Origin of the sequence: Prosthecobacter sp. (genome assembly GCF_044227185.1) — a bacterium.
Taxonomy (GTDB): domain Bacteria; phylum Verrucomicrobiota; class Verrucomicrobiia; order Verrucomicrobiales; family Verrucomicrobiaceae; genus Prosthecobacter.
The window spans coordinates 356,497-381,732 of record NZ_JBGAFO010000006.1; the positions used below are offsets into that span (position 1 = coordinate 356,497).

Annotated in this window: 24 protein-coding genes and 1 tRNA gene; 12 read left to right on the forward strand and 13 right to left on the reverse strand. The window is 62.5% G+C overall.

Annotated elements, in window-relative coordinates:
* Nucleotides 1-3: 3 nt before the first annotated feature.
* The 4 genes from ACILSQ_RS16330 to def all read right to left on the reverse strand — a co-directional run bounded on the left by ACILSQ_RS16330 (nt 4) and on the right by def (nt 3,796).
* The gene (locus ACILSQ_RS16330; protein WP_395744721.1) at nt 4-1,323 is read right to left on the reverse strand and encodes a hypothetical protein; all 1,320 of its coding nucleotides are present in this window, start codon (nt 1,321-1,323) and stop codon (nt 4-6) included.
* 402 nt (nt 1,324-1,725) lie between these two features.
* A complete protein-coding gene (locus tag ACILSQ_RS16335; RefSeq protein WP_395744722.1) occupies nt 1,726-2,085 on the reverse strand; it encodes a c-type cytochrome domain-containing protein in 360 nt (119 codons plus the stop codon).
* A gap of 20 nt (nt 2,086-2,105) precedes the next feature.
* Nucleotides 2,106-3,173 carry a DUF3500 domain-containing protein gene (locus tag ACILSQ_RS16340; RefSeq protein ID WP_395744723.1) on the reverse strand — a complete coding sequence of 356 codons (1,068 nt, stop codon included), beginning with the start codon at nt 3,171-3,173 and terminating at the stop codon, nt 2,106-2,108.
* 59 nt (nt 3,174-3,232) lie between these two features.
* The gene (def, locus tag ACILSQ_RS16345) at nt 3,233-3,796 is read right to left on the reverse strand and encodes a peptide deformylase (RefSeq protein ID WP_395744724.1); all 564 of its coding nucleotides are present in this window, start codon (nt 3,794-3,796) and stop codon (nt 3,233-3,235) included.
* A 98-nt stretch (nt 3,797-3,894) separates the two neighbouring features.
* Here def and ACILSQ_RS16350 point away from each other — a divergent pair, with 98 nt between their 5' ends.
* From ACILSQ_RS16350 to ACILSQ_RS16375, 6 genes are all read left to right on the forward strand, one after another.
* Entirely contained in the window at nt 3,895-5,271 is a 1,377-nt protein-coding gene (locus ACILSQ_RS16350) for an MFS transporter (protein ID WP_395744725.1), read from the forward strand.
* A gap of 23 nt (nt 5,272-5,294) precedes the next feature.
* Entirely contained in the window at nt 5,295-5,924 is a 630-nt protein-coding gene (locus tag ACILSQ_RS16355) for a hypothetical protein (protein ID WP_395744726.1), read from the forward strand.
* Nucleotides 5,925-6,059: 135 nt separating this feature from the next.
* Nucleotides 6,060-7,388 carry a dipeptidase gene (locus ACILSQ_RS16360; protein ID WP_395744727.1) on the forward strand — a complete coding sequence of 443 codons (1,329 nt, stop codon included), beginning with the start codon at nt 6,060-6,062 and terminating at the stop codon, nt 7,386-7,388.
* Nucleotides 7,389-7,540: 152 nt separating this feature from the next.
* The gene (locus ACILSQ_RS16365) at nt 7,541-8,353 is read left to right on the forward strand and encodes a hypothetical protein (RefSeq protein WP_395744728.1); all 813 of its coding nucleotides are present in this window, start codon (nt 7,541-7,543) and stop codon (nt 8,351-8,353) included.
* Between the two features lie 713 nt (nt 8,354-9,066).
* Entirely contained in the window at nt 9,067-9,729 is a 663-nt protein-coding gene (locus tag ACILSQ_RS16370) for a histidine phosphatase family protein (RefSeq protein ID WP_395744729.1), read from the forward strand.
* A 605-nt stretch (nt 9,730-10,334) separates the two neighbouring features.
* On the forward strand, nt 10,335-11,708 hold the full coding sequence (locus ACILSQ_RS16375; protein WP_395744730.1) for a DUF1501 domain-containing protein: 1,374 nt from the start codon (nt 10,335-10,337) through the stop codon (nt 11,706-11,708).
* Nucleotides 11,709-11,874: 166 nt separating this feature from the next.
* Here ACILSQ_RS16375 and ACILSQ_RS16380 read toward each other — a convergent pair whose 3' ends face one another.
* The 5 genes from ACILSQ_RS16380 to ACILSQ_RS16400 all read right to left on the reverse strand — a co-directional run bounded on the left by ACILSQ_RS16380 (nt 11,875) and on the right by ACILSQ_RS16400 (nt 15,450).
* The gene (locus tag ACILSQ_RS16380; RefSeq protein WP_395744731.1) at nt 11,875-12,747 is read right to left on the reverse strand and encodes a hypothetical protein; all 873 of its coding nucleotides are present in this window, start codon (nt 12,745-12,747) and stop codon (nt 11,875-11,877) included.
* 63 nt (nt 12,748-12,810) lie between these two features.
* Nucleotides 12,811-13,332 carry a dihydrofolate reductase gene (locus ACILSQ_RS16385; protein ID WP_395744732.1) on the reverse strand — a complete coding sequence of 174 codons (522 nt, stop codon included), beginning with the start codon at nt 13,330-13,332 and terminating at the stop codon, nt 12,811-12,813.
* Nucleotides 13,333-13,358: 26 nt separating this feature from the next.
* Nucleotides 13,359-14,333 carry an MBL fold metallo-hydrolase gene (locus tag ACILSQ_RS16390; protein ID WP_395744733.1) on the reverse strand — a complete coding sequence of 325 codons (975 nt, stop codon included), beginning with the start codon at nt 14,331-14,333 and terminating at the stop codon, nt 13,359-13,361.
* Between the two features lie 150 nt (nt 14,334-14,483).
* Nucleotides 14,484-15,338 (reverse strand): 50S ribosomal protein L11 methyltransferase, encoded by an 855-nt coding sequence (locus tag ACILSQ_RS16395; protein ID WP_395744734.1) that lies wholly within the window; start codon nt 15,336-15,338, stop codon nt 14,484-14,486.
* A gap of 37 nt (nt 15,339-15,375) precedes the next feature.
* Nucleotides 15,376-15,450: transfer RNA gene (locus ACILSQ_RS16400), tRNA-Gly, on the reverse strand.
* A 96-nt stretch (nt 15,451-15,546) separates the two neighbouring features.
* Between ACILSQ_RS16400 and ACILSQ_RS16405 the strand changes: the two genes are divergently transcribed.
* The 5 genes from ACILSQ_RS16405 to ACILSQ_RS16425 all read left to right on the forward strand — a co-directional run bounded on the left by ACILSQ_RS16405 (nt 15,547) and on the right by ACILSQ_RS16425 (nt 19,923).
* Nucleotides 15,547-16,395 (forward strand): aminotransferase class IV, encoded by an 849-nt coding sequence (locus tag ACILSQ_RS16405; RefSeq protein ID WP_395744735.1) that lies wholly within the window; start codon nt 15,547-15,549, stop codon nt 16,393-16,395.
* A 149-nt stretch (nt 16,396-16,544) separates the two neighbouring features.
* Nucleotides 16,545-16,922 (forward strand): hypothetical protein, encoded by a 378-nt coding sequence (locus ACILSQ_RS16410; protein WP_395744736.1) that lies wholly within the window; start codon nt 16,545-16,547, stop codon nt 16,920-16,922.
* Nucleotides 16,923-17,058: 136 nt separating this feature from the next.
* Entirely contained in the window at nt 17,059-19,221 is a 2,163-nt protein-coding gene (locus ACILSQ_RS16415) for a multicopper oxidase domain-containing protein (RefSeq protein ID WP_395744737.1), read from the forward strand.
* A gap of 59 nt (nt 19,222-19,280) precedes the next feature.
* Nucleotides 19,281-19,532 (forward strand): YHS domain-containing protein, encoded by a 252-nt coding sequence (locus ACILSQ_RS16420; RefSeq protein ID WP_395744738.1) that lies wholly within the window; start codon nt 19,281-19,283, stop codon nt 19,530-19,532.
* 79 nt (nt 19,533-19,611) lie between these two features.
* The gene (locus tag ACILSQ_RS16425; protein ID WP_395744739.1) at nt 19,612-19,923 is read left to right on the forward strand and encodes a hypothetical protein; all 312 of its coding nucleotides are present in this window, start codon (nt 19,612-19,614) and stop codon (nt 19,921-19,923) included.
* Nucleotides 19,924-19,973: 50 nt separating this feature from the next.
* Here ACILSQ_RS16425 and ACILSQ_RS16430 read toward each other — a convergent pair whose 3' ends face one another.
* A complete protein-coding gene (locus ACILSQ_RS16430) occupies nt 19,974-20,492 on the reverse strand; it encodes an RNA polymerase sigma factor (protein WP_395744740.1) in 519 nt (172 codons plus the stop codon).
* 110 nt (nt 20,493-20,602) lie between these two features.
* On the opposite strand from ACILSQ_RS16430, the gene ACILSQ_RS16435 reads away from it, so the two are divergent.
* Complete coding sequence (locus tag ACILSQ_RS16435) at nt 20,603-21,325, forward strand: heavy-metal-associated domain-containing protein (RefSeq protein ID WP_395744741.1); 723 nt, start codon at nt 20,603-20,605, stop codon at nt 21,323-21,325.
* A 130-nt stretch (nt 21,326-21,455) separates the two neighbouring features.
* Here ACILSQ_RS16435 and ACILSQ_RS16440 read toward each other — a convergent pair whose 3' ends face one another.
* From ACILSQ_RS16440 to ACILSQ_RS16450, 3 genes are read right to left on the reverse strand one after another with little or no spacing between them, the layout of a single operon-like run.
* The gene (locus tag ACILSQ_RS16440) at nt 21,456-21,800 is read right to left on the reverse strand and encodes a barstar family protein (RefSeq protein WP_395744742.1); all 345 of its coding nucleotides are present in this window, start codon (nt 21,798-21,800) and stop codon (nt 21,456-21,458) included.
* Complete coding sequence (locus ACILSQ_RS16445; protein ID WP_395744743.1) at nt 21,797-22,771, reverse strand: hypothetical protein; 975 nt, start codon at nt 22,769-22,771, stop codon at nt 21,797-21,799. The genes ACILSQ_RS16440 and ACILSQ_RS16445 overlap by 4 nt, the downstream gene beginning before the upstream one ends.
* A gap of 41 nt (nt 22,772-22,812) precedes the next feature.
* On the reverse strand, nt 22,813-25,128 hold the full coding sequence (locus ACILSQ_RS16450; RefSeq protein ID WP_395744744.1) for a hypothetical protein: 2,316 nt from the start codon (nt 25,126-25,128) through the stop codon (nt 22,813-22,815).
* Nucleotides 25,129-25,236: the final 108 nt, after the last annotated feature.

Sequence of the window (25,236 nt, forward strand, 5' to 3'; positions counted from 1 at the left end):
AGATCACACTCTTCGCAAAGGTTGAGAAAAGATCATGTCAACGATCGGGATGCGGGAGCGAAGTTCCGCGCCGCCTGAACTGGAAAAATGGGCCTTGCCGCCCGTGGAGCGGCGGTCATGCAGAAGGGAGATGTCATGGACATTCAGGTTACGCATTTTCTCAGCCGTCAGAGGCTCTCCGCCAAGGTGCGTGTCCGGATAGGCGAAGGCCTCCACCCGCACAAACGCCGCCATCCATTGGCCGGCTGCATTTCGCTGCAAAGGAAATTCCGCCTGCGATGCATCAACCGCCAGAACCACTCCCTGGTCGGTCACAAAACGGATTTGTACGTTGGGGCGCCTGAGGCTGTCGTTGCCTGTGACTGCAACCTCCACGGCCGCCGGATTGCCATCGGCATCGCGCCGGACGACGATGCGCGTGAAGCGAAAAGCGCTGTAATCATAAGGTGGCACCACTTCCCCCGCGTCGTTTACCGCCAATGCGGACACCGACCCGAAAAAGGCTCCCTTTCTATAAGCTCGCAGTGCCTCCACTTCCGCGCCGGCCGCGTGCCCTGCAGGGTTTGGGACGAGCAGCACATTGCGACCGCGCCCAAAGGTGTTGTGATCTTTGACAAAGAACCCCCAGCAGCGCCTGCCAGTTTTCAGCAGGTCGTCCCACAGCTCGTAGAAGTGCAAATGCGGCCCGGCGCTGTCATCGTAGAATCCTTTGCTGGATCCGAAGCCCGACGTCAGCTGATTCCATATCTCAATGCCCAGCACGCGGGGGTCAAAGTCCAGAAACATCTCATAGAGTTTACGATCCTGCGTGGGGTGGTTGAGCGTGATGCCGCCCCCATCCGCGTGCAGCAGCCCGCCAGTGCGGCGCCCGTCGATGGTTTCTCCATCCAGCGCCGCGCCGAAAACCTCGCGCCAGGGGCGGTTGGCACCCTGCATCAGGCGGTGCTGAGTCACCATGAGCTGCCTCTTGTCGTAGATCAGCTGCGTGTGCAGATGCGGTTCTGTCGTTCTGAAATAGAACGTATGACTGCCTGCCTTCAGTGGCACGTCACGCACTGGCGCTTTGGCGGCAAATTTACCGGTGAACTCGCATTCGTCGGCGCCTTCGACCGTCAGTTTGGCCAGTCCGCCTCCGGCGACGGCCGTTAACACCAGGTCCAGCCGGTACACGCCGGCCCATGGGCGGGCCTCATTGAAGACCTGCAAGCCGTCAAACCGATGAACCAGCGGAGATGCGCTGCGCTGCGCCGCACTGAGGCTGCTGCCATACCCGGTGGCGAGCAAGCTGCCGAGTGAGTTGAAATGAAGCCCCGCGTCTGGCATGGAGTGCTGCTCAGCATTCGGCGCAGCTATGACGTCCGCGTGCTTCGCCAGAAAGGCCTGAGGGAGCGGATACGTCGGCGCGGAAGGATAATAATTGCTGAAGGCAAAGTGGCGATAGCCCATGGCATAAAACTCGGCACAGGATGCCTCCGTCTGCCCCCCATGCTGATGTGACATCGAGTGCAGATAATCGCACTTTTCCCAGTCCACGTCCGCATAGGGGTCATGCAAACCGCCTTCGCTCCTCTGCTTTGCCGCCTGGGCGTCATGACGCAGCAGCGCCTGGGCGCCATACAAGCTGGCCATGGTGGAGAGTAGGCGCCTTCGTTTCATGGCTGAAACCAACGAAACCACTGCCGGATTTTTTCTGCCGCCGCTGGTTCCATTACGATCAGACATTGATCAAGCCTTGCCTGGCATGGAATTAATCCACAGGCGCAGCATTTCGAGTTCTGCGGGAGTGACGTAGCTGGCGTCTTTTTTGGGCGGCATCTCCTTGTAGTGAATGAGCTCGATGAGGAGGCTTTTTTTGGCGTTGCCGGGTTTGAGGGCGGGGCCGGTGTCGCCGCCTTCGAGCATGGCCTCCAGGGTGCGCATGTCCAGCTTGCCGCCTTTGCGTTTCGCGCCGTGGCAGCGGATGCACTTTTCTTCAAAGACGGGCAGGACGTCTTTTTTGAAATCGGGCGGCGCCGGGTCGGCCGCTTCAGCAAGGCTGCCGAGGAGCAGCAGTCCGCTGAAGAGGAGTGGAGGGAAAGCCCGCATCAGCGCAGAGAGGGGTGATCTCAGGCCTGGCCGACCACGTTCACGAAGCAGTGCACGTGCGGGAGGACGCGGTAGTTCCAGACGAAGCCGGGGCCTTCGATGCGCCAGGCGTCCCAGCGGTCGTTGCCTTTCTCCGCGTTGTCCTTGTAGAAGGCGAGTCGCAGCTTTTCCATGCCGCCGTTGGTCTTGATGAGCTGCATCACCTCGTCGCCGTCTTCCTGGCGGAAGGGGTTCAGGAGCTTGCGCATCACATCGGCCACCAGTTTGCGCTGGGATTCATCGAGGTCGCTGTAGCCGACGCCGGTGGGGGAGCTGGCCACCAGCTTGGCCTGCAGCGCGCCGACGCCATCGCCCGGGGAGCCGACGATGATGGCCTGCTTGCGCTGGGGTTCATTGAGCATGTCAAAGACGCTCATCACCTCACGCGTCTGGTCGTTGTAAACGTTCACATCGCTGTGGCCGTTGGCGGAATGGCCGTAGTACATGGGGCCGCCGAAGGCGGTGTTGGGCTGGGAGTTGCCATCGCAGCGCAGGGTGAGGTGATGACCCGCGAAGACCCAGGAGAAGGGATCTTTGCCGGAGGGATCGCCGAAGATGGCGATGCCATTGCCCTCAAAGGAGCCGCTGCTGTCCCACTTGCCGTGGCGGCTGATGCGGTCATAGGCCTCGTCACCGGAGAGGATGGACTTGAAGGTCTGCTGGATGAGGTCCTGCTGCGGTTTGGTGAACTGCTCGCCGAGCTTTTTGCCCAGCGGGGCGGCGTTGTGCGTCTTCAGACGCGTGGGGATGCCGCCTGCCTCAGCGCCGTGGTCCCAGGGGCGCACCATGTCTTTTTTCTGGTCGGCGGTGAGCGTGGCAAAGAGCTCGCGGATGAGCTCTTCGGCCGGCTTCGCCTTGCGCGGAGTTTCGGCCGGGGCCGCAAAGCCGGAGCTCAGCGTGGAGGCACCCATGACGCCCAGGGCGCTGCCGGAGAGCACCCGCATGAAGTCCCGGCGCCCCATCTGCGAGGGAGGCATGGCGTGCGCGGCGCACTCGGGGCAGGCCGTTTGATCGAGATCGGACGAGGAAGGGGTGGATGGGATGTTCATGGCAGCCTCATATACTGCCCGGGCACCCCGCATCTTGCCGCCTGCCGCCCGTCGCCCGGCTATTCGTCGTCCTCCTCCCACTCCTGCATGAGGCGGGCGAGCTTGCGCTTGATGCCCACCTTGGCCACGGCGTTCAGGCGGTCGATGAAGAGGATGCCGTTGAGATGGTCGATCTCATGCTGGAAGGCGCGGGCGAGGAGGCCGTCGCTTTCCACGGTGACGGTTTTGCCGTCGAGGTCGGTGTAGGTGACCTTCATGGTGCTGGAGCGGCGGATGTCGCCACGCAGGCGGGGGAAGCTGAGGCAGCCTTCTTCGCCGATCTCCTTGGCATTGCCGAGATCGAGCTGAGGATTCATGAAAACGATGGGCATGTGCTTCACCATGTCCACCGTCTCGCCATTCACCTTCATGAAGGTGATGCAGTCGGGATTGTGGGAGACGTCAATGACGGCGAGCTGGAGGTCCACGGCGACCTGGGGGGCGGCCAGACCCACACCATTGGCCTCGCGCATGGTTTCCAGCATGTCTGCCGCCAGGGTGCGGATTTCGGGCGTGACCTCGGTCACGGGGCGGCATTTGGCACGGAGGACAGGATCTGGATAGCGGACGATTTTACGGACCATATCCTTCTTCAATATCACCGGCTTTTCCCCGGCTCAAGCCCCGGAGTGGTTTTGTCCTTGCCAAGATGTGGCGCTCTCCCTAGCCTCGCGGCCACCTTATGACCGCCACTCCCGCGCAATCGTCCATCAAGTTCAAACTTTTCCTCATGATGATCCTCGAGATCGCGATCTGGGGGGCATGGCAGCCGAAGATCTTCAGCTACATGGGCATGCTCGGATTTGTGGACTGGCAGCAGTTCCTGGTGGGAAGCGTGTTTGGCATCGCGTCGATTTTGGGCATCTTTTTCAGCAATCAGTTCGCGGACCGTCACTTTGCGGCGGAGAAATTTCTGGCGGCTTCCCATGTGATCGGCGGGGTGGCTCTCGTGGGCGCGGCGTTTGCGACGGACTTCTGGCCCTTCTTCCTCCTGTTCTGCCTTTATGGCATCGTCTATGTGCCGACGATTTCGGTGACGAATTCACTGGCCTTTGCCAATCTGAAGGAGCCTGCGCGGGACTTTGGTTTTGTGCGAATGGGCGGGACGATCGGGTGGATCGTGGTCTCCTGGCCGTTCATCTTTCTGGTGGGGGAGAAGGCCGGGGCGGAGCAGGTGAAGAGCATCTTCCTGGTGGCTGCGGTGCTGTCCTTCATCATGGCTGGCTACAGCCTGACGCTGCCGCACACGCCTCCGCGCAAGGGGGCCGAAGGGCTGGACAAGCTGGCCTGGCTCAAGGCGGTGAAACTGCTGGGCACGCCGTTTGTGCTGGTGCTGTTCATTGTGACGCTGATCGACTCGGTCATTCACAACGGGTACTTTGTGGTGAGCGACGCCTTTCTGACCAACCGTGTGGGGATCGCGGGAAATCTGAGCATGGTGGTGATGAGCATCGGGCAGGTGGCGGAGATTCTGACGATGCTGGTGCTGGGCGCGGTGCTGATCCGCTGCGGATGGCGCACGACGATGATCCTGGGCATCCTGGGCCATGCGGCGCGCTTTGCGGTGTTTGCCTTCTGTCCGAACATGATGGGGCTGATCATCGTGGTGCAGATCCTGCACGGCATCTGCTATGCGTTCTTCTTTGCCACGGTTTACATATTTGTGGATGCGGTGTTTCCGAAGGACATCCGCTCCAGCGCCCAGGGGCTTTTCAATCTGCTGATTCTCGGCGTCGGCATGGTGGTGGCGAGCTATGTGTTTCCCAAGCTGCAGTGGCAGTTTGTGAGCGAGCCGGTGCTGCAAAACCTGCTGAGCCAGCCGGCGGTGCAGACCGTGATGAGTGGGGACCCGAAGTTTGCGGCGCTTCAGGGCGGCGAGCTGCTGGCGAAGATCAGCCAGGTGGATTCGCTCAAAGAAGTGGTGACCAAGGCATGGGCTGTGTCCAACTGGCAGCAGCTTTTCCTGGTGCCGACCGGAATGGCGCTGGTGGGCATTGTGCTGCTGGCCTTCTTCTTCCGCCCGCCCACACGCGGGCCGGTGGGAGAAGTGAAGCATTGATCCCCTCCGAACCTCCCCTCGCCATGAAAACGGTCCTGCTTCTCTGCCTTCTGCTTGCCGCCACCACCGCCACGCACGCGGCAGACAAGAAACCCAAGGCCATGCGACTGAAGGGGGATGTCATCCTGACGGACGATTTTAAGAGCGAGAAGCTGGACGAGAAGTGGGTTTATGCCAAAGGCGAGGAGGCGGCGAAATACGAGATCGTGGACGGCACGCTGCTGATGGATCAGGCGGGGTCCAAGGGCGCGGTGCTCTGGCGTGCGTTTGATGCGCCGGTGCAGGATGCGTCGATTCAACTGCTGGTGAAGCCCTGGGCCTGCATGTGGATCGCCTTTGGGTTTTACACTCCGGGAGACCGGCCGGGGGCGCAGCGGAAGGTGAACATCGCCGTGACTCAAAACGGCGCGGTGGTGGTTCGGGATGTCGATGGCGTGAAGGTGCTGAAGTCCGCCGCGACGCGCATCCCTGCCTCTGAGTGGGAGCGGGTGACATTTGAATCCAAGGGGGACAAGATCACCGTGCAGGTGAATGACCAGCAGGTGCTGGAGATCAAGACGGAGCTGACTGTGGGTCCGAAGGCGGGGATTTTGCTCAATCTCTATGGAGGGAAGGGGAATGTGGCTGAGATTGAGGTGAAGCGGTTGAAATGACGAAACCAGAATGAGGAATGACGAATGCCAGAGTGTCTGATTTCAGTGCTTGATGGGGTTCGGGCTTCTGTCATTTGGTCTTCGACATTCATTCCTCATTCCTCATTCGTCATTCTGGTTTAGTCATTTCCACCTATGAACCCTCCCGGCCTCGACAATCTCCTCACCTGCCTGCGTTTTCCTTCTGTTTCCACCGACTCCACGCGACGTGGCGATACACGGGCCTGCGCGGAGTGGCTGCTGGGGAAGGTGCGGGAGATGGGGCTGACGGGGGAGCTGCATGAGACGCCGGGGCACCCGGTGCTGGTGGCGAAGAACAAGCACACCGCCGGACGGCGCACGGTGCTGCTGTATGGGCACTACGATGTGCAGCCGGCGGAGCCGCTGGGGGAGTGGAAGTCGCCGGCGTTTGAGCCGACGATCCGGGACGGGCGCATCTTCTGCCGCGGGGCCACGGACAATAAAGGGCAGCTCATGGCGCATGTGCAGGGGCTGGCGGAGACGCTGGCGAAGCACGCGGACCTGCCGGTGAACCTGACGCTGCTGTTTGAAGGGGAGGAGGAGATCGGCAGTCCAAATTTGAAGCCCTTTTTACAGCAAAATCGGGAGCTGCTGAAGTGCGATGTGGTGGCGATTTCAGACACGGGCATGGTGGCGCCGGGCGTGGGCACGTTCACGTACGGACTGCGTGGCATCGCGTGCATGGAGGCCAAGATTTACGGACCGTCGATCGATCTGCACAGCGGCATCTTTGGCGGCACCATCGCCAATCCGGTGACGGCCATCGCGCGGCTGACGGCGACGCTGCATGATGCTGAAGGGCGTGTGATGATCGACGGTTTTTACGACGGCGTGCGGCCGGTGGAAGACTGGGAGCGCAAGGCCTGGGCCGCCCTGGGAGACGGCGATGCCGAGATGCTGGAGCTCACCGGATCTCCCGCGCTGTTTGGCGAGCCGGGCTACACCGAGCGCGAGCGCCGCTGGGCGCGGCCCACGGCGGAGGTGAACGGCATCGGCGGCGGGTACCAGGGGGAGGGATCGAAGACTGTGATCGGGCGCGAGGCGTTTGTGAAGCTGTCCTTTCGCCTGGTGCCGGATCAGCAGCCGGAGATTGTCTTGAAGCGTGCCGCCGAGCATCTGCAGGCGCACCTGCCGAAGGGTGTGAGGCTGGAGATCAAGCCGGGGCACACCGGCATGCCCTACCTCATGGATCCGCACTCACCGCTGGGCGCGGCCGCGCAGCGCGCGCTGAAGCAGGTGTTTGGAGACAAGACCGCGCTCATCCGTGAAGGCGGCAGCATCCCCATAGTGCAGGCGTTTAAAGATGTGCTGAATGCGGACACTCTGCTGCTGGGGCTGGCACTGCCAGACTGCCAGGCGCATGCGCCGAACGAGAACTTTCCCATCGAGAATTTTGTGGCCGGGGTGAAGCTGAACCAGGCGCTGCTGGCGGAGCTGGCGTAGCGGATTCTCGAAACAATCCGTCCGTCTGTCGGATCAAACGCGAATTCGTTCCGAGATGCGGGCCAAACTTTTTTTCCGCAAACTTCGCAACCAATCTTGCGGGGTTCTGTTTGAACCCGTGTTGCTTTTACTAACCAACGCACACGCACGACATGAAACTTAAAAAATCACTTCTTTACGGGTTCAGCATTTTGAGCCTGACCTGCCTCACCAGCGCTCAGGACGCACCCAAAGGACCTCCTCCTGAGGGTGGCCAGCCCGGCAGACCTCCTGGCGGTCCGCAGGGCGGCCCTCCTGGCGGTGGCGACCCCAGCGCGCGTCTGGCGGAATTCATCAAGCGTGCGGACGCTGACAATGACGGCAAGATCAGCAAGGAAGAATTTGCCAACCTGGGCAAGAAGGAGAGCGAGGAGCGCTTTGGCCGCATGGACGCCAACAGCGACGGCTTTGTGGACCAGGACGAGATCGGCAAGATGGCGCAGATGATGCGCCAGGGGCAGAACGGCCAGGGCATGCGCCGGCCGGAAGGCGGCCCCCCGGGCGGTGGTGGCGAAGGCGGCGGCTTCCGTCGTCCGCCAGGCGGCGAAGGTGGCTCCCCCGGCGGCCCTCCAGGTGGCGGTCAGGGGCAGGGCATGCGCCCCGGTGGTGAAGGCGGCCCGCGCGGCGGCGGCATGTTTGGAGATCCCAAGGAAAACTTCAAGCGCATGGACGCTGATGGCAACGGCAGCGTGTCCGAAGATGAATACATCAAGGCGATGGAAAAAATGCGCGAGATGTTCCGCAGTCGTGGTGGCCAGGGCGGCCCGGGCATGAACCGCCCCGGTGAAGGCGGTGCCGGCGGCCCTCCTGGAGAAGGCCAGGGTGGCTTCCGCCGTCCTCCGGTGGAAGGCGATGCCCCGAAGGCCCCCGCGGCTCCCGTCCCGGCTCCCTCTCCCACGCCTGACAAGCCGAAGGATCCGGCATAACACGAGACTCTGATCTCAGTTAATCAATCACCCACGAGGCGGGATGGTCGGAAGGCCATCCCGCCTTGGTTTTGGGGGATGGAGGGCCGGGTGGGTGAGTGGCTGGTGGTTATCGGTAGGACGTGGTATGAGAATGATCTGGCGGAAGGGATGGTGGCAGAAAGATTGTGTGCAGAAACGTTTTGGAAATTTGCCTGGGATGCATGAGGATGCAATCCAGCGCGGAGAAGGGGGGGCTGGATTGTAGAGACTCGTGCCATTGGGGTGATGGGATGCCTTGTGAACAACGCCACCTTGGACGGAGGCCGTTTGTATCCATTGATCCTGGAAGATCGCGGAAGGCAGCCGGTGGTGAAGCGAGGCTTGGCGAGCGGGAGCCACCGCCCCCTGTAAATCCACGCCCGGGATCAGAGCCGCATGCCGGAGGTATGCGAGAAGCTTTTGGCCTTCCGGCGTTGGCGAGGGATTCGCGAATGGTTCTCGCATGCCTCCGGCATGCGGCCTTGGGCAGAAAGGTGATCGCAGGCAAGATCCGGTGGTTCCGCTGCACCGCTTCGCGGTTTCGCTTCACCATATCTAATTTCTCTGCTCCCTCCGGGAGCTTGTGGCAAGACTGTGTGAGGATGTGACAGCAGTATCGCCTGTGCCATTTCCATTCTAAACGCACCTGCATTTGCCATTGGGCCCGCGCGCGCCTATGGCGGAGGTGAAATATGAAAACGATCTGGTTCATCCGACATGCTGAAAGTCTGAGCAATGCGGGGTTTCCCACGGACACGCCGCATGAGATCGGGCTGAGTGAGAAGGGGCTGCGGCAGGCGGAGGCGCTGGGGGAGCAGTGGCGGGCGGAGGCGGAGCCGGAGGTGATGGTGGTGTCGCGCTATGCGCGCACGGGGTTCACGGCGGAGCCGCTGCGCAGGCGGCTGCCGGCGGTGCCGGTGATCACGCTGCCGCTGCATGAGCTGACCTTTCTGGCGCCGGCGCGCTATATTGGCACCACGGAGACGCTGCGGCGGGAGCCGGCCCGGCAGTACTGGGAGCGCTGCGACCCCGACTACTGCGATGGCGAGGGCGCGGAGAGTTTTCGCGAATTCTGCGCGCGGATCGATGACTCCCTGGCGGCGCTACGGGAGCGGGCGGAGAGCCGCATCGTGGTGGTCTGCCACGGGTATGTGATCAAGGCGATCCTGTGGCGGCAGATGAATCCGGGCGCGCCGGTGACGGCGGCGTACATGCGCGGCTTCTTCGATTTCCACCTCCGCTGCGTGGTGCCGAACCTGATGGTGTACCCCTTTGAATGCGAGGGAGACGCGCCGCTTTTCATGCTGACGCCGTTTCAGATCCAGGTGGACGCAGCGGAGCGCCAGGCTGCCTGAGCCAGCGGCCAGACTTCCCCAATTTCCACGCCAGGGGGTACACGCAGGCGGGTCAGCCAGCGGCCAGACTTCCCCAATTTCCCCAATTTCCACGCCAGGGGATACACGCAGGCGGGTCAGCCAGGGGATGCCTTCCAGGCCGGTTTGCCAGGATTGACAATGAGATGCTTTCTCATGCGTTCTAATGCTATCTCATACCACCTTGGTACAGCACTGTTCAGGTCTCTGGGAATAAGGATGCGAAAGATCACAGGCGCTTTGTAACACCCCTCACCCGCCGCAATCAGTTACCCAAGCTGGCTGCTGGTTTGATCATTGCCCCTGGCAGGCGCTCTTCACGAGGGAGAGGCGTGGGGGTCAGGCCGAGTGCTTCCTTTTGCCTTGTTTTGCGTCTTGTTTCCATCACTGCCTGACGGGGAGGTCCCAGATTGGGGGTAATACCAGGACGCAGCGCCGTTGGCTGGAACTGCGCGTGCGTACCCCCTGCCGTGGAAATTGGGGAAATTGGGGAAATTGGGGAAGTCTGGCCCTTTCTTCCTGGCGAATCCCTGCCTGAATCTGCCCGGAGCCCGCAAGCGTCTGCCTCCGGAGTGCGTACACTCCGCATGTCTGATCTCTCCGCACTCTCGCGCCGTGAACTGCTCTCCCGCATGGGGGGCGGGCTGGGGGCGCTGGGGCTGGCGTCCACGCTGCAGGGAGCGGGCGCAGGCGGGCTGGTGCCGCGCACGAACTTTGTGCCGAAGGCGAAGCGGGTGATCCAGCTTTTCATGAACGGCGGGCCGTTTGGGGCGGACTTCTTTGATCCAAAGCCGGGTCTGCTCAAGTATGCCGGGCAGAAGCCTGCGGGTGCGGACCTGCGGACGGAGCGGCCCACGGGCGGGCTGCTGGCTTCTCCTTACCAGTATTCAAAGCACGGGCAGAGCGGGCTGGAGATCAGCGAGCTGCTGCCGAATCTGGCGCAGCATGCGGACGACCTGTGCGTGCTGCGCTCCTGCCACACGGACAATCCGAACCACGGCCCGGCGCTGCTGCTGATCAACAACGGCACCATGACCGAGCGTGTGCCGAGCATGGGCTCGTGGCTGAGCTACGGGCTGGGCAATGAGAATGCGAACCTGCCCTCCTTTGTGGTGCTCTGCCCGGGCAAGCCGGTGCGGTTTTCGGTGTTGTGGACCAGCGCCTTTCTTCCTGCGCAGCATCAGGGCGTGTACATCAACCATTCCAATCTGGATCCGAAGCAGATGATCCCCTGGCTGACGAATGAGAAGCTGGCGCGCGCAGACCAGCGCAAACAGCTCGATCTCATGCAGGCGCTGAACGCCGAGCACCTGGCCGCACGCGGCGGCGCGGATGTGGCGCTCAATGGGCGCATTCAGGCCATGGAGACCGCCTTCCGCATGCAGTCCGCCGCCACGGATGCCTTTGATGTGAATCTGGAGCCGGAAAAGGTGCGCGAGCTGTATGGCAAGAGCCACTTCTCCAACGGCTGCCTCATGGCCCGCCGCCTGGTGGAGCGCGGCGTGCGCTACGTGCAGCTCTACTACGGCAACGGCCAGCCCTGGGACACGCACTCCAAGCACGACGAGCAGACGCGCAAGCTCGCGGCGGACATCGACCGGCCCATCGCCGCGCTGATCGGCGACCTCAAACAACGCGGGATGCTGGAGGACACCCTCATCATCTGGGGCGGTGAGTTTGGCCGCACGCCCGTGAGCGAGAACGGCAACGGGCGCGACCACAATCCGCACGGCTTCTGCATGTTCTTCGCCGGCGGTGGCGCACGTGGCGGGCAGGCCTATGGGCAGAGCGATGAGTTTGGCTTCAAAGCGGCGGTGGACAAAATGCACGTGCATGACATCCACGCCACAATCCTGCACCTGCTGGGGATGGATCACGAAAGACTGACCTACCGCTACGCCGGGCGGGACTACCGCCTGACGGATGTACACGGCCGCGTGCCGCAGGCGATCGTGGGGTGAGTGGTGTGGTACTCTCGCTCTTTCCTCTCGCGCTTCGCGAGAGGGGCGAGGGCTTTCGCAGGGAGGGGAGTTTGGGGAGGGGTGGGGACGTGGGAGGTGGCGCGAGCGCTGGGCTCATCTCGGCGGAGCGAGATGAGTACTGTACGGCGGCTGCGGCGTGCGGGCGCTATGCGCGGGACTTGTCCGTGCGGAAGCGGCTCCAGAAGGAGGGCTTGCTGGGAGTGGCGCGGCGGATTTCCACGGTGGGATGCTTTTTGTTCGCCGCGGGGGCTGGCTTCTGTTTCTCGGATTCCTTTTCGGGCTTCGCAGGGGATGGTGTCGCGGGCGGTGTGTCCTGCTGTGCGGGGCCGTAGAGCTCGCGGGTTTTCTGGTGCAGCATCTCGGCCTCGGCGGCGCGCTGCATGGAGTCGCGGATGCTGCTGGGCACGGCGCTCTCCGTCAGCGGAGGCAGCAGGGGATTGGGGCCGGCGGCCCAGGTGCCGAGGGTCGGCATCATGGAGGCGATTTCATTCTGATTGTTCACCTTGTGCAGGCCGATCACGCGCAGCGAAGTGCCGAAGAGGTAGAAGATGGTGCTTTCATCCAGACCTTCCACCATGCTGCCGCCGCGCTGCAGGATGGGGCTGCCACGCAGGATGATTTCGTCTTCGGTGATGAAGGCTTCCTGGCAGAGGGCCTTGGCAGGCTCATTGAAATTCATTTCAATGAAGACCTTGCCACGCGCGCGCGCCTTGAGGGGCTTGCCATCGGGCGAGTACTTGAAGACCTGGATGGAATCCGCGGCGATCTTCAGGTAGGGCGGAAACTCGAGCTGCTGCGTGGAGATGCTCTTGGCCTCCATAAAGCTCATGCTGAGCAGGAAGCTCAGATCTGCGGGCGATTTCACCAGCGAGATGTCTTTGGCGCCGGTCTGGGTTTTGTCGGACGCCGTCGCAGACTTGGTGGAGGCGGTGTTCATGCTGGCGCAGCCGGCACACAACACGACCGCCATCAGCAAAGTGGCTGCCGAGCCGGGTTTAATCTTGGAAGAGAAGGTCATCAGCGAGTCTTAGATACACCCAAAGGCGATTTTGCTCATCTTGAAATTATTATAAAGCGTTATTCACGGCCCGGCGGGGGGCCTGACGCGCTCGTAGGTGACAAACCTCATGCTCTGGGGGTTGGCGGCATCGGCGGGGAAGTCCTGCTGCGAGGTGGCCTGCCACTCGGCGGGGTCCACAGGCGGGAAGGGGACGCCAGCGCCCAGCGTGGAGTCCACATGGGTCAAAATCAGCCGGTCAGCGAGGGGCATGGCGGCCGCGAAGGCGCCACTGCCGCCGAGGTTAAACAACTCGCGGGCTCCGTGGCTCCCCGCTTTGTGGAGTGCTTCCTCCACGGTGGCGACTTTTTCGCCCACGGGGGGAATGAAGGACGGATCCCGCGTCAGCACGAGAGGGTGGCGGTCGTCAAACCAGCCGATCATCTCCTCGTAGGTGATGCGGCCCAGCAGCAGCCACTGGCCGCGCGTGGTGCGGCGGAAGTGCTCCTTGTCCCGGGGGAGGTTCCACGGCACGCCTCTGCCGGTGGAAATGAAGCCGTCTGCCGAGACGGCGGCGATTAGGGTCAGGACTGGGCGTGCACTCACTGGGGGGCGGGGAGCGGAGACCTCGCTCAGTAAATGGCGGATTCACCTTCACTAAGGAGGCGCACGCGGTGCTCCAGCCCGCGGGCCAGCGCGGCTTTCATCAGGCGTTCGGCGGGCTCGCGCAGGGGCTCACCGCCGAGGGGGAAGGTGTCGTGGTGCATGGGCACCATGGACTGGGCCCCCATCATTTCAAAGGCGTCCAGCGCCTCCTCGGGATTCATGTGCACCTGGCGGCCGCTGGGCGCATCGTAGGCGCCGATGGGCATGAGCGCGAGGTCGATGCTGGCGCGTTTGCCGATCTCCTGAAAGCCGTCAAACATGGCGCTGTCGCCACAGTGGAAGAGGCAGCGGTTGGGGGATTTTACCAGGAAGCCGCCGAACTGCCGGTGGGTGTCGTGGATGTTGCGCGCACCCCAGTGGCGTGCGGGGGTGAGGGTGATGCGCAGGTCCTTGAAGGTGGCGCTCTGCCAGGTCTTCAGCTCCACGATGTGCCCAAATCCGCAATTTTTCACCACCCGGCCCACGCCCTGGGGCACGATGATGGGCTGGGCGGCGGCCAGCTTGCGCAGGCTGGGCAGGTGCAGGTGGTCGTAGTGGGCGTGCGTGACCAGCACGAGATCGATGTGGGGCAGATCATGCGCCCAGACGCTGGGGTGGCGCACGCGCTTCACCGGGCCGTGCCAGAGAGCCCAGTTGGGGTCGATGGCGATATTGACCCCGCCGATCTGGCAGAAGAAGCCGGCGTGACCCAGCCAGGTGACGGCGATCTCGTCCCGGGTGGCGACGGGCAGGCGGCCGAAATCCTGGCCTGGCTGACGCGGAGAGAAGAGGGTGGGAATGAGCACCTCATTGAGGAACTGGAGGTTGCGCTTGCGCCAGCCTTCCGTGGGCAGCAGGCCGATGCGGTTCCCTTCGGTCTGCGCTTTGTGGAGCAGACCGCGCTTTTTCTGCGGACTGGTGGAACCAGGCCCGCCCAGTGGGGAAGCGGGATCGAAGAGCATGGGATTCTGCTGAATTCGGTGACAATGGTAGAACCCAACGTTTTCAAACTCAAGACTTAAGTTCACAGGGCACACCGGAGAGGTGCCTGGGGGTTTTGCCGATGGCGCACCCCCGGGATTCGCTGGTGCATGGGGCGCAGCGGGGAAGCTCTACGCTTTCACGGTTCCCAGAGCGGTGACCCATTTGCCTTTGGTCACCACTTTCTGCAGGACAAACCCCGCGCGCTTTCCAGCAGCCAGGCAGGCCTTCGCCTGGGATTTCAGAATGCCGGAGAGCATGAGGAGGCCGCCCGGGGCCACGGAGCGCACGAGCTGCGGAAAGGCCGCCTCCAGCACATCAAAAAAGATGTTTGCAGCCACGATGTCCCACTTCTGCGTGGGCTCCCACTTCAGCACGTCCACCTGGGTGAAGCGCGTTCTGGGCGTGTCGTTGCGCTCTGCGTTTTCCTTGGAGATTTTGACGGCGGCGGGGTCGTAGTCGCAGCCCCAGATGCGGGTGGCGCCCAGTTTCTCGGCGGCGATGGCGAGGATGCCGCTGCCGCAGCCGAGGTCTGCCATGCTCCATTTCTGACCGGCCTTCTGCCGTTCAGCAGCGGCGTCCACCAGCAGCCGCAGCACGGTGGCGGTGGTGGCGTGGTGGCCGGTGCCAAAGGCCATGTCTGCCGGCACGGCGATGATTTCACGACCGGGAAATTTGGCGCGGGCTTTGGCGAGGTCGGCGTCTGTCTTGGCCGCGCAGATGACGAAGCGGTCCCGCACCTTCACCGGCGGCGGTGTCTGCGAGGCATGGGCGGCCCAGTTCTGTGTTTTGAGCTTCTTCACCGTGCCGCCGTATTTTTTCTGCGCGGCTTTCACCGGGGCCTGCACTTCGCTGTAAAGCTCCAGGCGGACCATCTTCCGGCCGGGAAAGCTGGTGGTGACGAGCGTGGCGTCCGGGGTTCCTTCAAAACGTTCTTCCCAGGTGTCAGCCGAACGTGAAGCTGTGAGTTTGGTCCAGACAAACATGAACAATCTTGGAGGAGGAGCATCTCTCTGAGAGAGATGGAGCGGGTGACGCGATTCGAACGCGCGACATCTTCCTTGGCAAGGAAGTGCTCTACCACTGAGCTACACCCGCTTTTGCTTTGGGACGGGGATTGTGGCGCATGCCGAAGATCGCGCAAGTGCAAAGTGCATGGGTTGAGAATGTTTTTATCCGGGCCATGCTGCGGCTGTGAATCTTCCCGCATACACCTGGATCAACGGCCGCATCGTCAGCACCGCCGAAGCGCGCATCTCACCTTTCGACCACGGCATTCTGGTGGGAGATGGTGTTTTTGAAACGCTTGTGGCACGCCGTGGCAGGCCCTTCACACCCACGCGCCACTGGCGGCGGCTGGTGGCCTCCGCGCAGGCCATGAACATCACGCCTCCGGAGTTTGACGCTTACTTGAGCGCGATGCTGGCCACCATGCAGGCGAATGATCTCACGGAGGCGCGCGTCCGTGTCACGCTGACCAGCGGTGACGGGCCGCTGGGCTCCGACCGTGGCGAGTCTCCTCCGACGATGACCGTGGCGGCCACACCTCTCAAGCCCTGGCCTCCCACGGATACCGTGATGACCGTGCCATGGACACGCAACGAACGCGGCGCGCTGGCGGGCATCAAGTCCATCTCCTATGGGGACAACGTGCGCGCCCTGGCGCTGGCTCATGGAGAAGGGGCAGGGGAGGCGATCTTTGCGAACACACGCGATGAACTCTGCGAAGGAACGGGGACGAACATCTTCATCGTCGCTGCGGGCAAGGTGCACACACCGCCGCTGAGCTCCGGCTGCCTGGCCGGCGTGACCCGCGCGCTGGTGCTGGAGGCCTGCGCCGCCGCCGGCATCGCCGTGGATGAGACCGCGATCCCCATCGCCATGCTGCACACCTGCGACGAAGCTTTCCTCACCTCCAGCACGCGGGATGTGCATCCCCTCGCGAAGATCGACCAGCGCCCGATGCCCGGGGTGTCAGGAGCCATCACCCAGCGCGTGGCGCGGGCGTTTCAGGATTTTGTGGCGGGGCGGGATGATCCGTGAGACGCGCCTTTTTGTGACGCACTGATCGTGGAGCGGAGCCTCACTCTCGTAGCGTTGCGTCGATCTTGTCACTCACGCCGGGCGCGGGGGGGGAGAGCGATTCAAAAAGCTTGAAATAAAACCGCGGAGGCGCACTCTAAAATAGAGAGATGAAACGTGCCCTCCAGATGTGTCTGATGATGCTGGTGCTGCTGATGCAGACGGCACCGCTGCTCATCGCCGCCTCTCCGCAGGAGAAGAAATGCCAGATGGCATGCTGCGCGTGGCTGGAGCAGGCGGGCATGTCAGACTGCACATGCGCCGAGCCATCTCTCCCAAACCAGAACCTCCCCGCACCGCTGCCGCCCGCCTCTGAAGGCCGCGGCTTTACGCCCCAGGTGGTGTGGACGGAGCTTTCCCAGGATTTTCAGTTCTACCTTTTCCAGGCAAAACAGACGGGCTGCACGATCCGGCCCGCTGCTGAGGAGCGTGCCAGCACCTGGCCCCATGTGAGGCTCAGCGTGCTGCACTGCTCCCTGCTGACCTGAATCCGGCCGAGCACAGACGCACTGTGCCTGCATCACGCGGTCCCACCGGGATCCTCATGCTTTGCAGGCGTGGCTTTTCGTATCAACGCCCCGATTCAGCTTCTCCGTGAAAACACTTCATGTTCTGGCGAGTGCCATGCTCCTGGCACCCGGCGCAGCTCTTGCCTGCGACACCTGCAAGAAAACGCCGCCGGCCCCCGGCCAGCGCGTCGTCGAGTACGACCTGCACATCTCCGAGCAGCATCTGGCCCCGGCGGGCAGGAAGGTGCGTGCCCTCACCATCAATGGCAGCATCCCCGGCCCGGTGCTGCGTTTTCGTGAGGGCGACTACGCCCGCATTCGCGTCCACAATGACCTGAGGAATGAGGAGACCTCCACGCACTGGCACGGCCTGCTGCTCCCGAATGAGCAGGATGGCGTGCCGTACGTCACCACACCGCCGATCCTGCCCGGCACCACCCACACCTTTGAGTTTCCGCTGCGGCAGAGCGGCACCTACTGGTTTCATTCCCACACGCACCTGCAGGAGCAGAGCGGCGTGTATGGCGGCATCGTCGTGGAGCCACGCGGCGGCGAGCCGGTGAAGGCGGACCGCGAGCAGGTGCTCATCCTCTCCGACTGGACCAACACGGACCCCATGGAAGTGATGCGCATGCTCATGCGCGGCAGCGACTACTTCGGCATCATGCGGAGGAACTCGCAGACCATTCTCGGCGCATGGCAGCGCGGCAATCTCAAAGACTACTTCCGCAGGGAATGGAGCCGCATGGTGCCCATGGACGTCTCCGATGTGGGCTACAACGCCTTCCTCATCAACGGCCAGCGGCAGACCCGCATCTCAGGCCGCCCAGGCGAGCGCGTGCGCCTGCGGGTCATCAATGCCTCCGCCGCCACCTACTTCCACCTCAGCTCCAGCGCAGGGCCCATGACGATCGTGGCCGCAGACGGTCCGCCGGTGCAGCCCGTGCAGGTGGGCAGCTTTCTCATGGCCATCGCAGAGACCTACGATCTCATCATCACCATCCCCGCCAGTGGCGAGTATGAGCTGCGCGCCACCGCGCAGGATGGCAGCGGACATGCCTCCGCCTACTTTGGCGAGGGCGAGCGTCACGCTGCCGAAAGCCCCCCGCGCCCCAATCTGTATCAGATGGATCAAATGCTCTCCCTCTCGCTGGAAGAGCAGGAGGCAGACCCCCGCGCACCGCTCCGGCTACCCCGCCCGGGCTCGCCCTACAAGCTGCTGAAAGCCACGCATGACACGACGCTTCCGTCAAAACTTCCGCGCCGCAGGATCACCCTGCACCTCACCGGAGACATGGTGCGCTATGTCTGGAGCTTCGATGGCAAGACCATCGCTCAGGAGCCTTATATCAAGATCAGGAAGGGCGAGATCATCGAGCTGGAACTGGTGAACGACAGCATGATGCACCACCCCATCCACCTGCACGGTCATTTCTTCCGCCTGCTGCTGGGCGGCGGCTCACGCTCCCCTCTGAAGCACACCGTCGATGTCCCGCCCATGGGCCGGCGGCTGGTAGAATTTGAAGCCAATGAGGACAAGGACTGGATGTTTCACTGCCACATCCTCTATCACATGATGAGCGGCATGGCCCGGGTGTTTCGCTATGAGCAGGGCACTGCGGCTGCGCCTCATCATGGCGATGCCATGAGCGAGACTCCTGCCGACACACTCGCCAATGCCGCCGGGCTCACCGGCATGACCGCCGCTCCTCACGCCGCACACCGCCCGAGCCCCTTCTCATTCTTCCGTCATGATCACGCCGCCGCCGGACTCGGCGAGCATGCCCATGACATGAGCTACTTCTGGGGCGCGGCATCGCTCCAGACGCAGATGAGCAACGGGCTGCTTTCCTGGATGAATCCGAAAAACAACCTGCTCCTCTCCTGGGAGCTCGGCTGGCGGCGCAAGCCCATCACCGAGCATGAAGTGGACGCCATCTACCAGCGCTACTTCAACATGAACTTCCAGGCCTACGCGGGCTTCCGCTTTGCCAACCATGGCGGCGGAAACCGCATCATCGCCGGGTTCAACTACCGGCTGCCGCTCATGTTCCTGGCGGACTTCACCGTGGACAGCCATGGCAACGGCCGCTTCCAGCTCTCCAAGCGCTTTCAGCTCACGCCGCGTCTCGGTGTGTCTGGCTATGCCTTTTATGACACCGGCAGCCGCTGGGAATGGAGCGCCGCCGCCGACTACACGCTGGCGCGAAATGTCTCCCTCTCCGCCAGCTACCACAGCGACTACGGCCCCGGAGTGGGCCTCATCATCCGCTTTTGATGGAACTCAACCCATCAACTCCGCACCCAAAAACAACACACCCCAAAAAACACATCACCATGAAAACAAACACACTCATCCTCCTCGCCACCCTGCTGCTCAGCCTCGGGCTCGTCTCCTGTGCCGGCACATCCACTGCCGGCGGCGTCAAACCCTATCCGCTGAAGGTCTGCCTCGTCACGGGCAACGCCCTCGACAGCATGGGCGGCCCCGTCAGCACCGTGTACAACGGCCAGGAGATCAAGTTCTGCTGCAAGCCCTGCCTCAAGAAGTTCGAGGCCAATCCCGCCAAGTATCTCTCGAAGCTCTAAGCGGCGGCAAACCCTTTCCCAGGCGGCTCCCCGCCGCCTGGGACTGAAAACAAACACACAACACAAACGCAAACACACCATGAAAACGAAACTCATCCGCACCACCCTCCTCGGCATCAGCGCGTTCAGCGCCCTGCTGCTGGCCTCCTGCCAGGCTCCCGCCTCGGCACCCCATAGCGCAGTGACATGCAGCAAGTGCCACACCGTTCACTTCATGTCTCCCTCCATGACCGGCACCGGCCCCAAGGGACTCGTGACTCTGAAGCACTCTGACAGCATGAGCTGCCCCGACTGTGAAAACAAGGTCGTGGCCATGCTGAAGACCGGCAGCCTGACCACGCATACATGCAAGACCTGCGGAGGCACTTTGCACCACTGCACCGGCCATTGAGCCGCGCTCAGGGTAAACGCCGTCTGCGAACGCGCCGCAGGCGGTCTGCATCACTGGCAGTCGCAGTCCAGGCAGCCATGCGTGGCGCAGCTGCGGCAGATTCTTTCCACCTGCGCACGCAGTCTCTGCCGCGCGCGCAAGAGCCGGACATTGACGGTGTTGACGCGCTGCTGGGTGGCCCTGGCCATTTCTGTGGGCGATTCTCCGCCGAGATCAATGCGTCTCAGCAGCTCCGCATCCGCCTCCGGCAGCAGCGGCAGCATCTTCATCACACACTGGCACAGTGTTTTTTCATCCTCCGGGGAAACGGATTCGGGCAGCTCCACCTTGAGCCGGGTCATGGCTTTTTCCTGCGTCGTCCTGCGCCGGTGCGCATCGATGATGGCATGACGCAGCACACGGTAAAACCACGTGACCACGCCCTCGCTGTCCGCAGGCGCCTGCCCGGAGCGCAGCGCCTTCAGCAGGCATTCCTGCACCAGATCGGCCGCCAGCTCGGGATCGCCCGTGCGGGAGCGCGCAAATCCCACAAAGGCATCGAGATGCTGAAGAAGCGCGTCCGGGATCATCACCTGAACATACGAGGCGTAAGAAAGACCGTAACATTTTTTATCGGCTGCGTGAGCAGGAGGGAAGGGGACATCCCTTCGACCAACCCTCAACTCAACCCCTGCACTCCATGAACCTTCCTCAGACATTTGAACTCACCGGTTTGTCCTGCCCCTCCTGCGTGGAAAAAATCCGCGCCCGGCTGCTGGATCATCCTGCCATCACCGAGGCCGTCGTCACCCTGCATCCACCTCAGGCCGACATCAGAACCCACCAAGTCTTCAGCGACGAGGAAATGAACGAGTGGCTGCGTCCTCTGGGGAAATATCAAGTGGCCGCTGAGGCATCTCCGGCAGAGCCGGTGCTGCCCGCCAAAAGCGCCCGCACCTACCGCCCGCTCATCATCCTTCTGAGCTATCTGCTGCTGGTCATCACGGCGGCAAATATCATGCAGGGCGGCTTTGATCCGGCGCTTTCCATGCGGCTTTTCATGGGCGGCTTCTTCATCGCCTTTTCCTTCTTCAAAATGCTCGACCTGCGCGGATTCAGCGACGCCTACCGCAGCTACGATCTCGTGGCCAGGGCGCTGCCTGCCTATGGTTTTGTGTATCCCTTCATCGAGCTGCTACTCGGCCTCGCCTACCTGGCCGGCTGGGAGCCCGCGTGGGTCAATGCAGCCACGGCGCTTGTCATGGGCGTGAGCCTGCTGGGCGTGCTCAAGGCGGTGACGAGCAGGAAAACCATCCGCTGCGCCTGCCTCGGCACCGTGTTCAACCTGCCCATGTCCACCGTCACCATCATCGAGGACGGTCTCATGCTGGTGATGGCCCTGGCGTCCGTGCTCCACTTCTGATGAGAGGCGAACGCCGTTTGTTTCAGGATTTTGCGGCGGGGCGGGATGATCCGTGAGGTGATGCAGCTTTTTCAAAAACGAGTCTGAACGGAAATCTCCGCATGGATGCCGAGTCGCTGTGTTTTCATTCTCACCTAAGCTCGTAAACGAATCGCTCGTCCATTTTGAAGTCTAAATCCTGCTTCACTGCTTCATTGAATATGGCCGTGATCTTGCCAAACAGAGTACTTCCCATGAACCGTTTGCTGATTGCAGAATCGTCCCAAATCAGCGTGATAGGACGCTCAACATCTGTCAGGAGGCGGTCCCGTAAAGCCGCGAGATTTCTCCCGTAATAAGGACCGAAATCCAGAAGGTTTGCCAACGACGTGTGCAATTCACCCTCTGTTGATATTTTTTTACCTTCGATATGAATTTCCATGGGGTGGACGTTGACAATTTGCGTCGATTTATGACGCGAATTGAAAGCGATCATGACTTCGTCTCATACACCTCTCCCAGCTTGCGCAGCAGGGCTTCGAGCTTGGTGTAGTAGTCGTCTTCTTTCATCTTGGCGCGTTGTTCCTTCAGCGCCTTCAATTCGCGCTCCAGAGCATCACGGGTGCTGCGCTGGGCATCGGTGAGTTTTTGTTCTTCTTCGCTGAGCACGAGCACCATCTGGGCGGCGCGTTCGCCATCCAGCACGGCGCCGGCGGCCACGGGGGCGTCCACGTTCAGAACTTCACTGCGGGTGCCGATGCCGTCGCCGTTGTCTTCAATAAGGGCGTGCTCGGTGGCCAGGCGGCCGTCGTTTTCATAGAACATGGCGGCGGCCTTGCTGGCGTGGCGAAAGGCTTCGAGGAGGGAGACCTGCTTGTCCTGATCGGCGTCGGCTTCGGCCAGTCCGCCGATGGCCTGGGCGAAGTATTCGCCAAAGCGGGCGTAGAAGACTTCATCCGGGCTTTTGGTGGAGGTGATGATGATGCGGTTTTTTCCAGACAGCGCCTTCAAGAAGCCGCCGCTGGCGGAGGCGGTGTGAATCACCGCCACTTCCTGCTTCAGCGGTTTGATCCAGCCGGCGAGCTGCTTCACATCGAAGTCTGGTCCTTCGGCGCTGAACTTGGCCTCGCGCCCGTCAAAGGTGCCGTGGCCGATGAGCACGAGCCAGAGCGAATGGGATGGGTCGGAAGTGGTGAGGCGTTTTTCGAGTTCTTCGGTGGTCTTCTCGCCATGCACGATGGCAGGAGAGACGCCCGCCTTCTTGCAGGCGGTGGTCCAGGCCTCGACCTGGGTTTGGAATTTCTTGCCGTATTCCTCCGTGCCGGGTGCGCCGAGGACGATGACGACATCCAGCGCACGCGGCGCGGCGTGGAGCAGGGGGGAGAGCAGGAGCAGCGCCAGCAAAGTACTCGCGAGCTTGAGCTCGCTCTGGAAGCGCCGCAGGGGATTGCGTGGGGTTGTCGTCATAACACGCCGGAGCGGGCTGAAGCCCGCGAGTACTTTCTTCGTCATGCCATGCCTCCTTTTCTACGCAAGACCCACTCCGCGCCGATGAGCAGCAGGAGCGCGAGGAAGATCCAGGGCGAATGCCACAGCGGTGTGGAAAGCGTGACCTCCACGGGAACGCGGATGTTTTTCAGCAGCTCCGGTATTTTGCCGATATCCTCCAGCGCGAGCATCTGGCCGCCGGTGTCTGCCGCGATGCGCTGCAGAAAGGCTTTGTCTGGAGCGAGACGGCTGAACTCCTCCGCCTGCGGGCCGTAGGTCCAGCCGGTGAGTTTGGTGCCGAGCTGTGTGTGCTTCTCCATGTCCTCCACACTGGCGGTGGCGCGGTAGTTGCCAGAGTTCGCGGAGAAAAATTCGGTTTCAAACAGTCCGGCCTCCTTGAGGCTGGGCTCGGCGAAGAGCTGGGACTTTTTGCCGTCGGGCTGGGTGACTTCGATCTTCACCATCGCATCGCCGTGGGCCTTGAAGGCGCGGTCCCGCACACGCACGGAGAGCTTCACGCGCTCGCGGTCGGCGGCGTCGGTTTCGGCGGAGAAGGTGATGCTGTCCGCCACGTCCACCACGAGCCAGCGCATGAGCTGACGCCAGGCGCGCTCCATGTCCTTGCGCGAGTCCGCGTCGTTCATGCCCCAGCGCCACAGGTCCGCCACCATCACGCTGCCCACGCGGCCTTCGCCGAAACGCTGGGAGACGATGGCGGGCAGGGTGGTCTGCGTGGAATCCGAGACGGTGGCCAGAATGCTGGCGCCGGGCTTGATGGCGAAGGTTTGATTGATGGCGTAGAAAGCGGGCATGGCGGCCAGGCGTTTTTCGTCCTCGGCGCGGTCCGTGCGCAGACGCATCCAGGACTCCAGCCAGCCTTCGCGGGTGAGATTGAAGCGCGCATCCAGCATGGGGCCGGTGGTGGTGGTGCGGTCAATATAGACCGGCAGCATGCTTCCAATCGGCGTGTGGTCATAGCCGCCCGCCTGGTAGCACTCCTGCCCGCCGAGCATGAGCAGCGCGCCGCCGCGCTCGCTGACGAAGCGCTGGATCAGGTGCATCTGCTCCTGGGTGAAGAAACCGGCTTCGAGGTCGTCGATGATGATGGCGCGGTACTCGCTGAAGAGATCCTCGGCGGCCTTGGGAAAGCCGTCGCTGAGTTCCTTGGCATCGCGGGTGCCAAGGCGGATGAGCACGGGCTGGTCGTAGCGCTGCGCCTCCTCGCCTTCCTTCGCACCAAAGCCGCGGAAAAGGGGATTGGCACTTTCTCCGGCATGGCCGCGCCATTCAAACTTCGGCTCTCGTTTGGCGATGCGCACGAGGCTGGGCATCTGGATGTCGTCATCACCCGCAATGGCGCGGCGCAGGAATTTGTACTCCCAGTTGGGCCGTCCGGCGATGTAGAGCACGCGGTAGGGGCCGGAGCCGCGGTCCGCCGCGAGGAGGCGGGTGTTGTTGGCCAGGGTGGCCTCCTGCACGCCTTCGGTCTTGAGCTCGAGCTTGTGAAACGACATGCCGGGCTTCGCCACCGGGATGCGCAGGCGCACCGTCTGAGGCGAGTCGCCACTGAAGGTGACTTTTTCGCTCACGATGGCTTTGCCCTGCTCATCCAGCGCGGCCAGGGTGGCCTGCCTGCCGTTCAATCCGTGGGCGGACACGCGGGAGGTGATGGTGATGGGTGCGTCTTCAAAGGGGCTGGTGGCCACGGTGGCATCCAGGATCGCCAGATCGGGCGTGGGAGTGTTTTTCCCTGCCAGCACGGTGAAGACGGGCGCGCCTTTGGCCTCCGTCTTCCAGATGGAGGCATCGGTGGCATTGCCATCGCTGATGAGCACCACGGCGGCGAGGTTGGTGCCGCCATTGCGCAGAGACATGAGGGTGCGGCAGAGGTCCGAGCGGGAGCCGTCAAACTTCAGCGCGCGGAAGTGCGGCACGCTCTGCGTCTGCGAGCCGGCGGTCATGAGGCGCAGCCGGAAGTCTTCACTGAGGGACTTGATCCACACCGCGTCTTCAGCGCCGGCATTGAGTGCAGCGGTGACCTGGGCGGCGCGGGTGGGCGCGCCGGCTTTCTCCGCGGTTTCCAGGGAGGCGCTGTTGTCCACCAGGACGATGACTTCGTTTTCCCCCTTCTTTGGCTGCTGCTTCGTCCACAGCGGGTCCAGCAGGCAGAGCGCCAGCAGGGCCAGGGCGGCCAGCTTGCAGGCGACGGCCGCCAGTTTGCGCCAGCCGCGCAGGGGGGAACGGCGGTAGCCCAGCCAGAGCAGCCCGAAGACAGCCACAACCACCAGGACGGCGAGCCAGGTGATGTCGGTGTTTTGCCAGAGAATGCGGGGCATGAGCTGCCAGTAAACGTGAAGCGGGCCGAAAAGCTACATCACAACCTGCCGCAATCTTTTTTGTTGCCAGAAAAATGAATGTGGAAGCGCTTGTGGGATCACGCATCC

Coding starts and splice junctions, on each gene's coding strand:
- ACILSQ_RS16450 (WP_395744744.1), bottom strand. CDS start 25,128: ATGCCCCGCATTCTCTGGCAAAACACCGACATCACCTGGCTCGCCGTC.
- ACILSQ_RS16340 (WP_395744723.1), bottom strand. CDS start 3,173: ATGAACATCCCATCCACCCCTTCCTCGTCCGATCTCGATCAAACGGCC.
- ACILSQ_RS16370 (WP_395744729.1), top strand. CDS start 9,067: ATGAAAACGATCTGGTTCATCCGACATGCTGAAAGTCTGAGCAATGCG.
- ACILSQ_RS16425 (WP_395744739.1), top strand. CDS start 19,612: ATGAAAACGAAACTCATCCGCACCACCCTCCTCGGCATCAGCGCGTTC.
- ACILSQ_RS16435 (WP_395744741.1), top strand. CDS start 20,603: ATGAACCTTCCTCAGACATTTGAACTCACCGGTTTGTCCTGCCCCTCC.
- ACILSQ_RS16445 (WP_395744743.1), bottom strand. CDS start 22,771: ATGACGACAACCCCACGCAATCCCCTGCGGCGCTTCCAGAGCGAGCTC.
- ACILSQ_RS16350 (WP_395744725.1), top strand. CDS start 3,895: ATGACCGCCACTCCCGCGCAATCGTCCATCAAGTTCAAACTTTTCCTC.
- ACILSQ_RS16415 (WP_395744737.1), top strand. CDS start 17,059: ATGCTCCTGGCACCCGGCGCAGCTCTTGCCTGCGACACCTGCAAGAAA.
- ACILSQ_RS16365 (WP_395744728.1), top strand. CDS start 7,541: ATGAAACTTAAAAAATCACTTCTTTACGGGTTCAGCATTTTGAGCCTG.
- ACILSQ_RS16395 (WP_395744734.1), bottom strand. CDS start 15,338: ATGTTTGTCTGGACCAAACTCACAGCTTCACGTTCGGCTGACACCTGG.
- ACILSQ_RS16440 (WP_395744742.1), bottom strand. CDS start 21,800: ATGATCGCTTTCAATTCGCGTCATAAATCGACGCAAATTGTCAACGTC.
- ACILSQ_RS16355 (WP_395744726.1), top strand. CDS start 5,295: ATGAAAACGGTCCTGCTTCTCTGCCTTCTGCTTGCCGCCACCACCGCC.
- ACILSQ_RS16380 (WP_395744731.1), bottom strand. CDS start 12,747: ATGACCTTCTCTTCCAAGATTAAACCCGGCTCGGCAGCCACTTTGCTG.
- ACILSQ_RS16360 (WP_395744727.1), top strand. CDS start 6,060: ATGAACCCTCCCGGCCTCGACAATCTCCTCACCTGCCTGCGTTTTCCT.
- ACILSQ_RS16420 (WP_395744738.1), top strand. CDS start 19,281: ATGAAAACAAACACACTCATCCTCCTCGCCACCCTGCTGCTCAGCCTC.
- ACILSQ_RS16375 (WP_395744730.1), top strand. CDS start 10,335: ATGTCTGATCTCTCCGCACTCTCGCGCCGTGAACTGCTCTCCCGCATG.
- ACILSQ_RS16390 (WP_395744733.1), bottom strand. CDS start 14,333: ATGCTCTTCGATCCCGCTTCCCCACTGGGCGGGCCTGGTTCCACCAGT.
- ACILSQ_RS16335 (WP_395744722.1), bottom strand. CDS start 2,085: ATGCGGGCTTTCCCTCCACTCCTCTTCAGCGGACTGCTGCTCCTCGGC.
- ACILSQ_RS16410 (WP_395744736.1), top strand. CDS start 16,545: ATGAAACGTGCCCTCCAGATGTGTCTGATGATGCTGGTGCTGCTGATG.
- ACILSQ_RS16430 (WP_395744740.1), bottom strand. CDS start 20,492: ATGATCCCGGACGCGCTTCTTCAGCATCTCGATGCCTTTGTGGGATTT.
- def (WP_395744724.1), bottom strand. CDS start 3,796: ATGGTCCGTAAAATCGTCCGCTATCCAGATCCTGTCCTCCGTGCCAAA.
- ACILSQ_RS16330 (WP_395744721.1), bottom strand. CDS start 1,323: ATGCCAGACGCGGGGCTTCATTTCAACTCACTCGGCAGCTTGCTCGCC.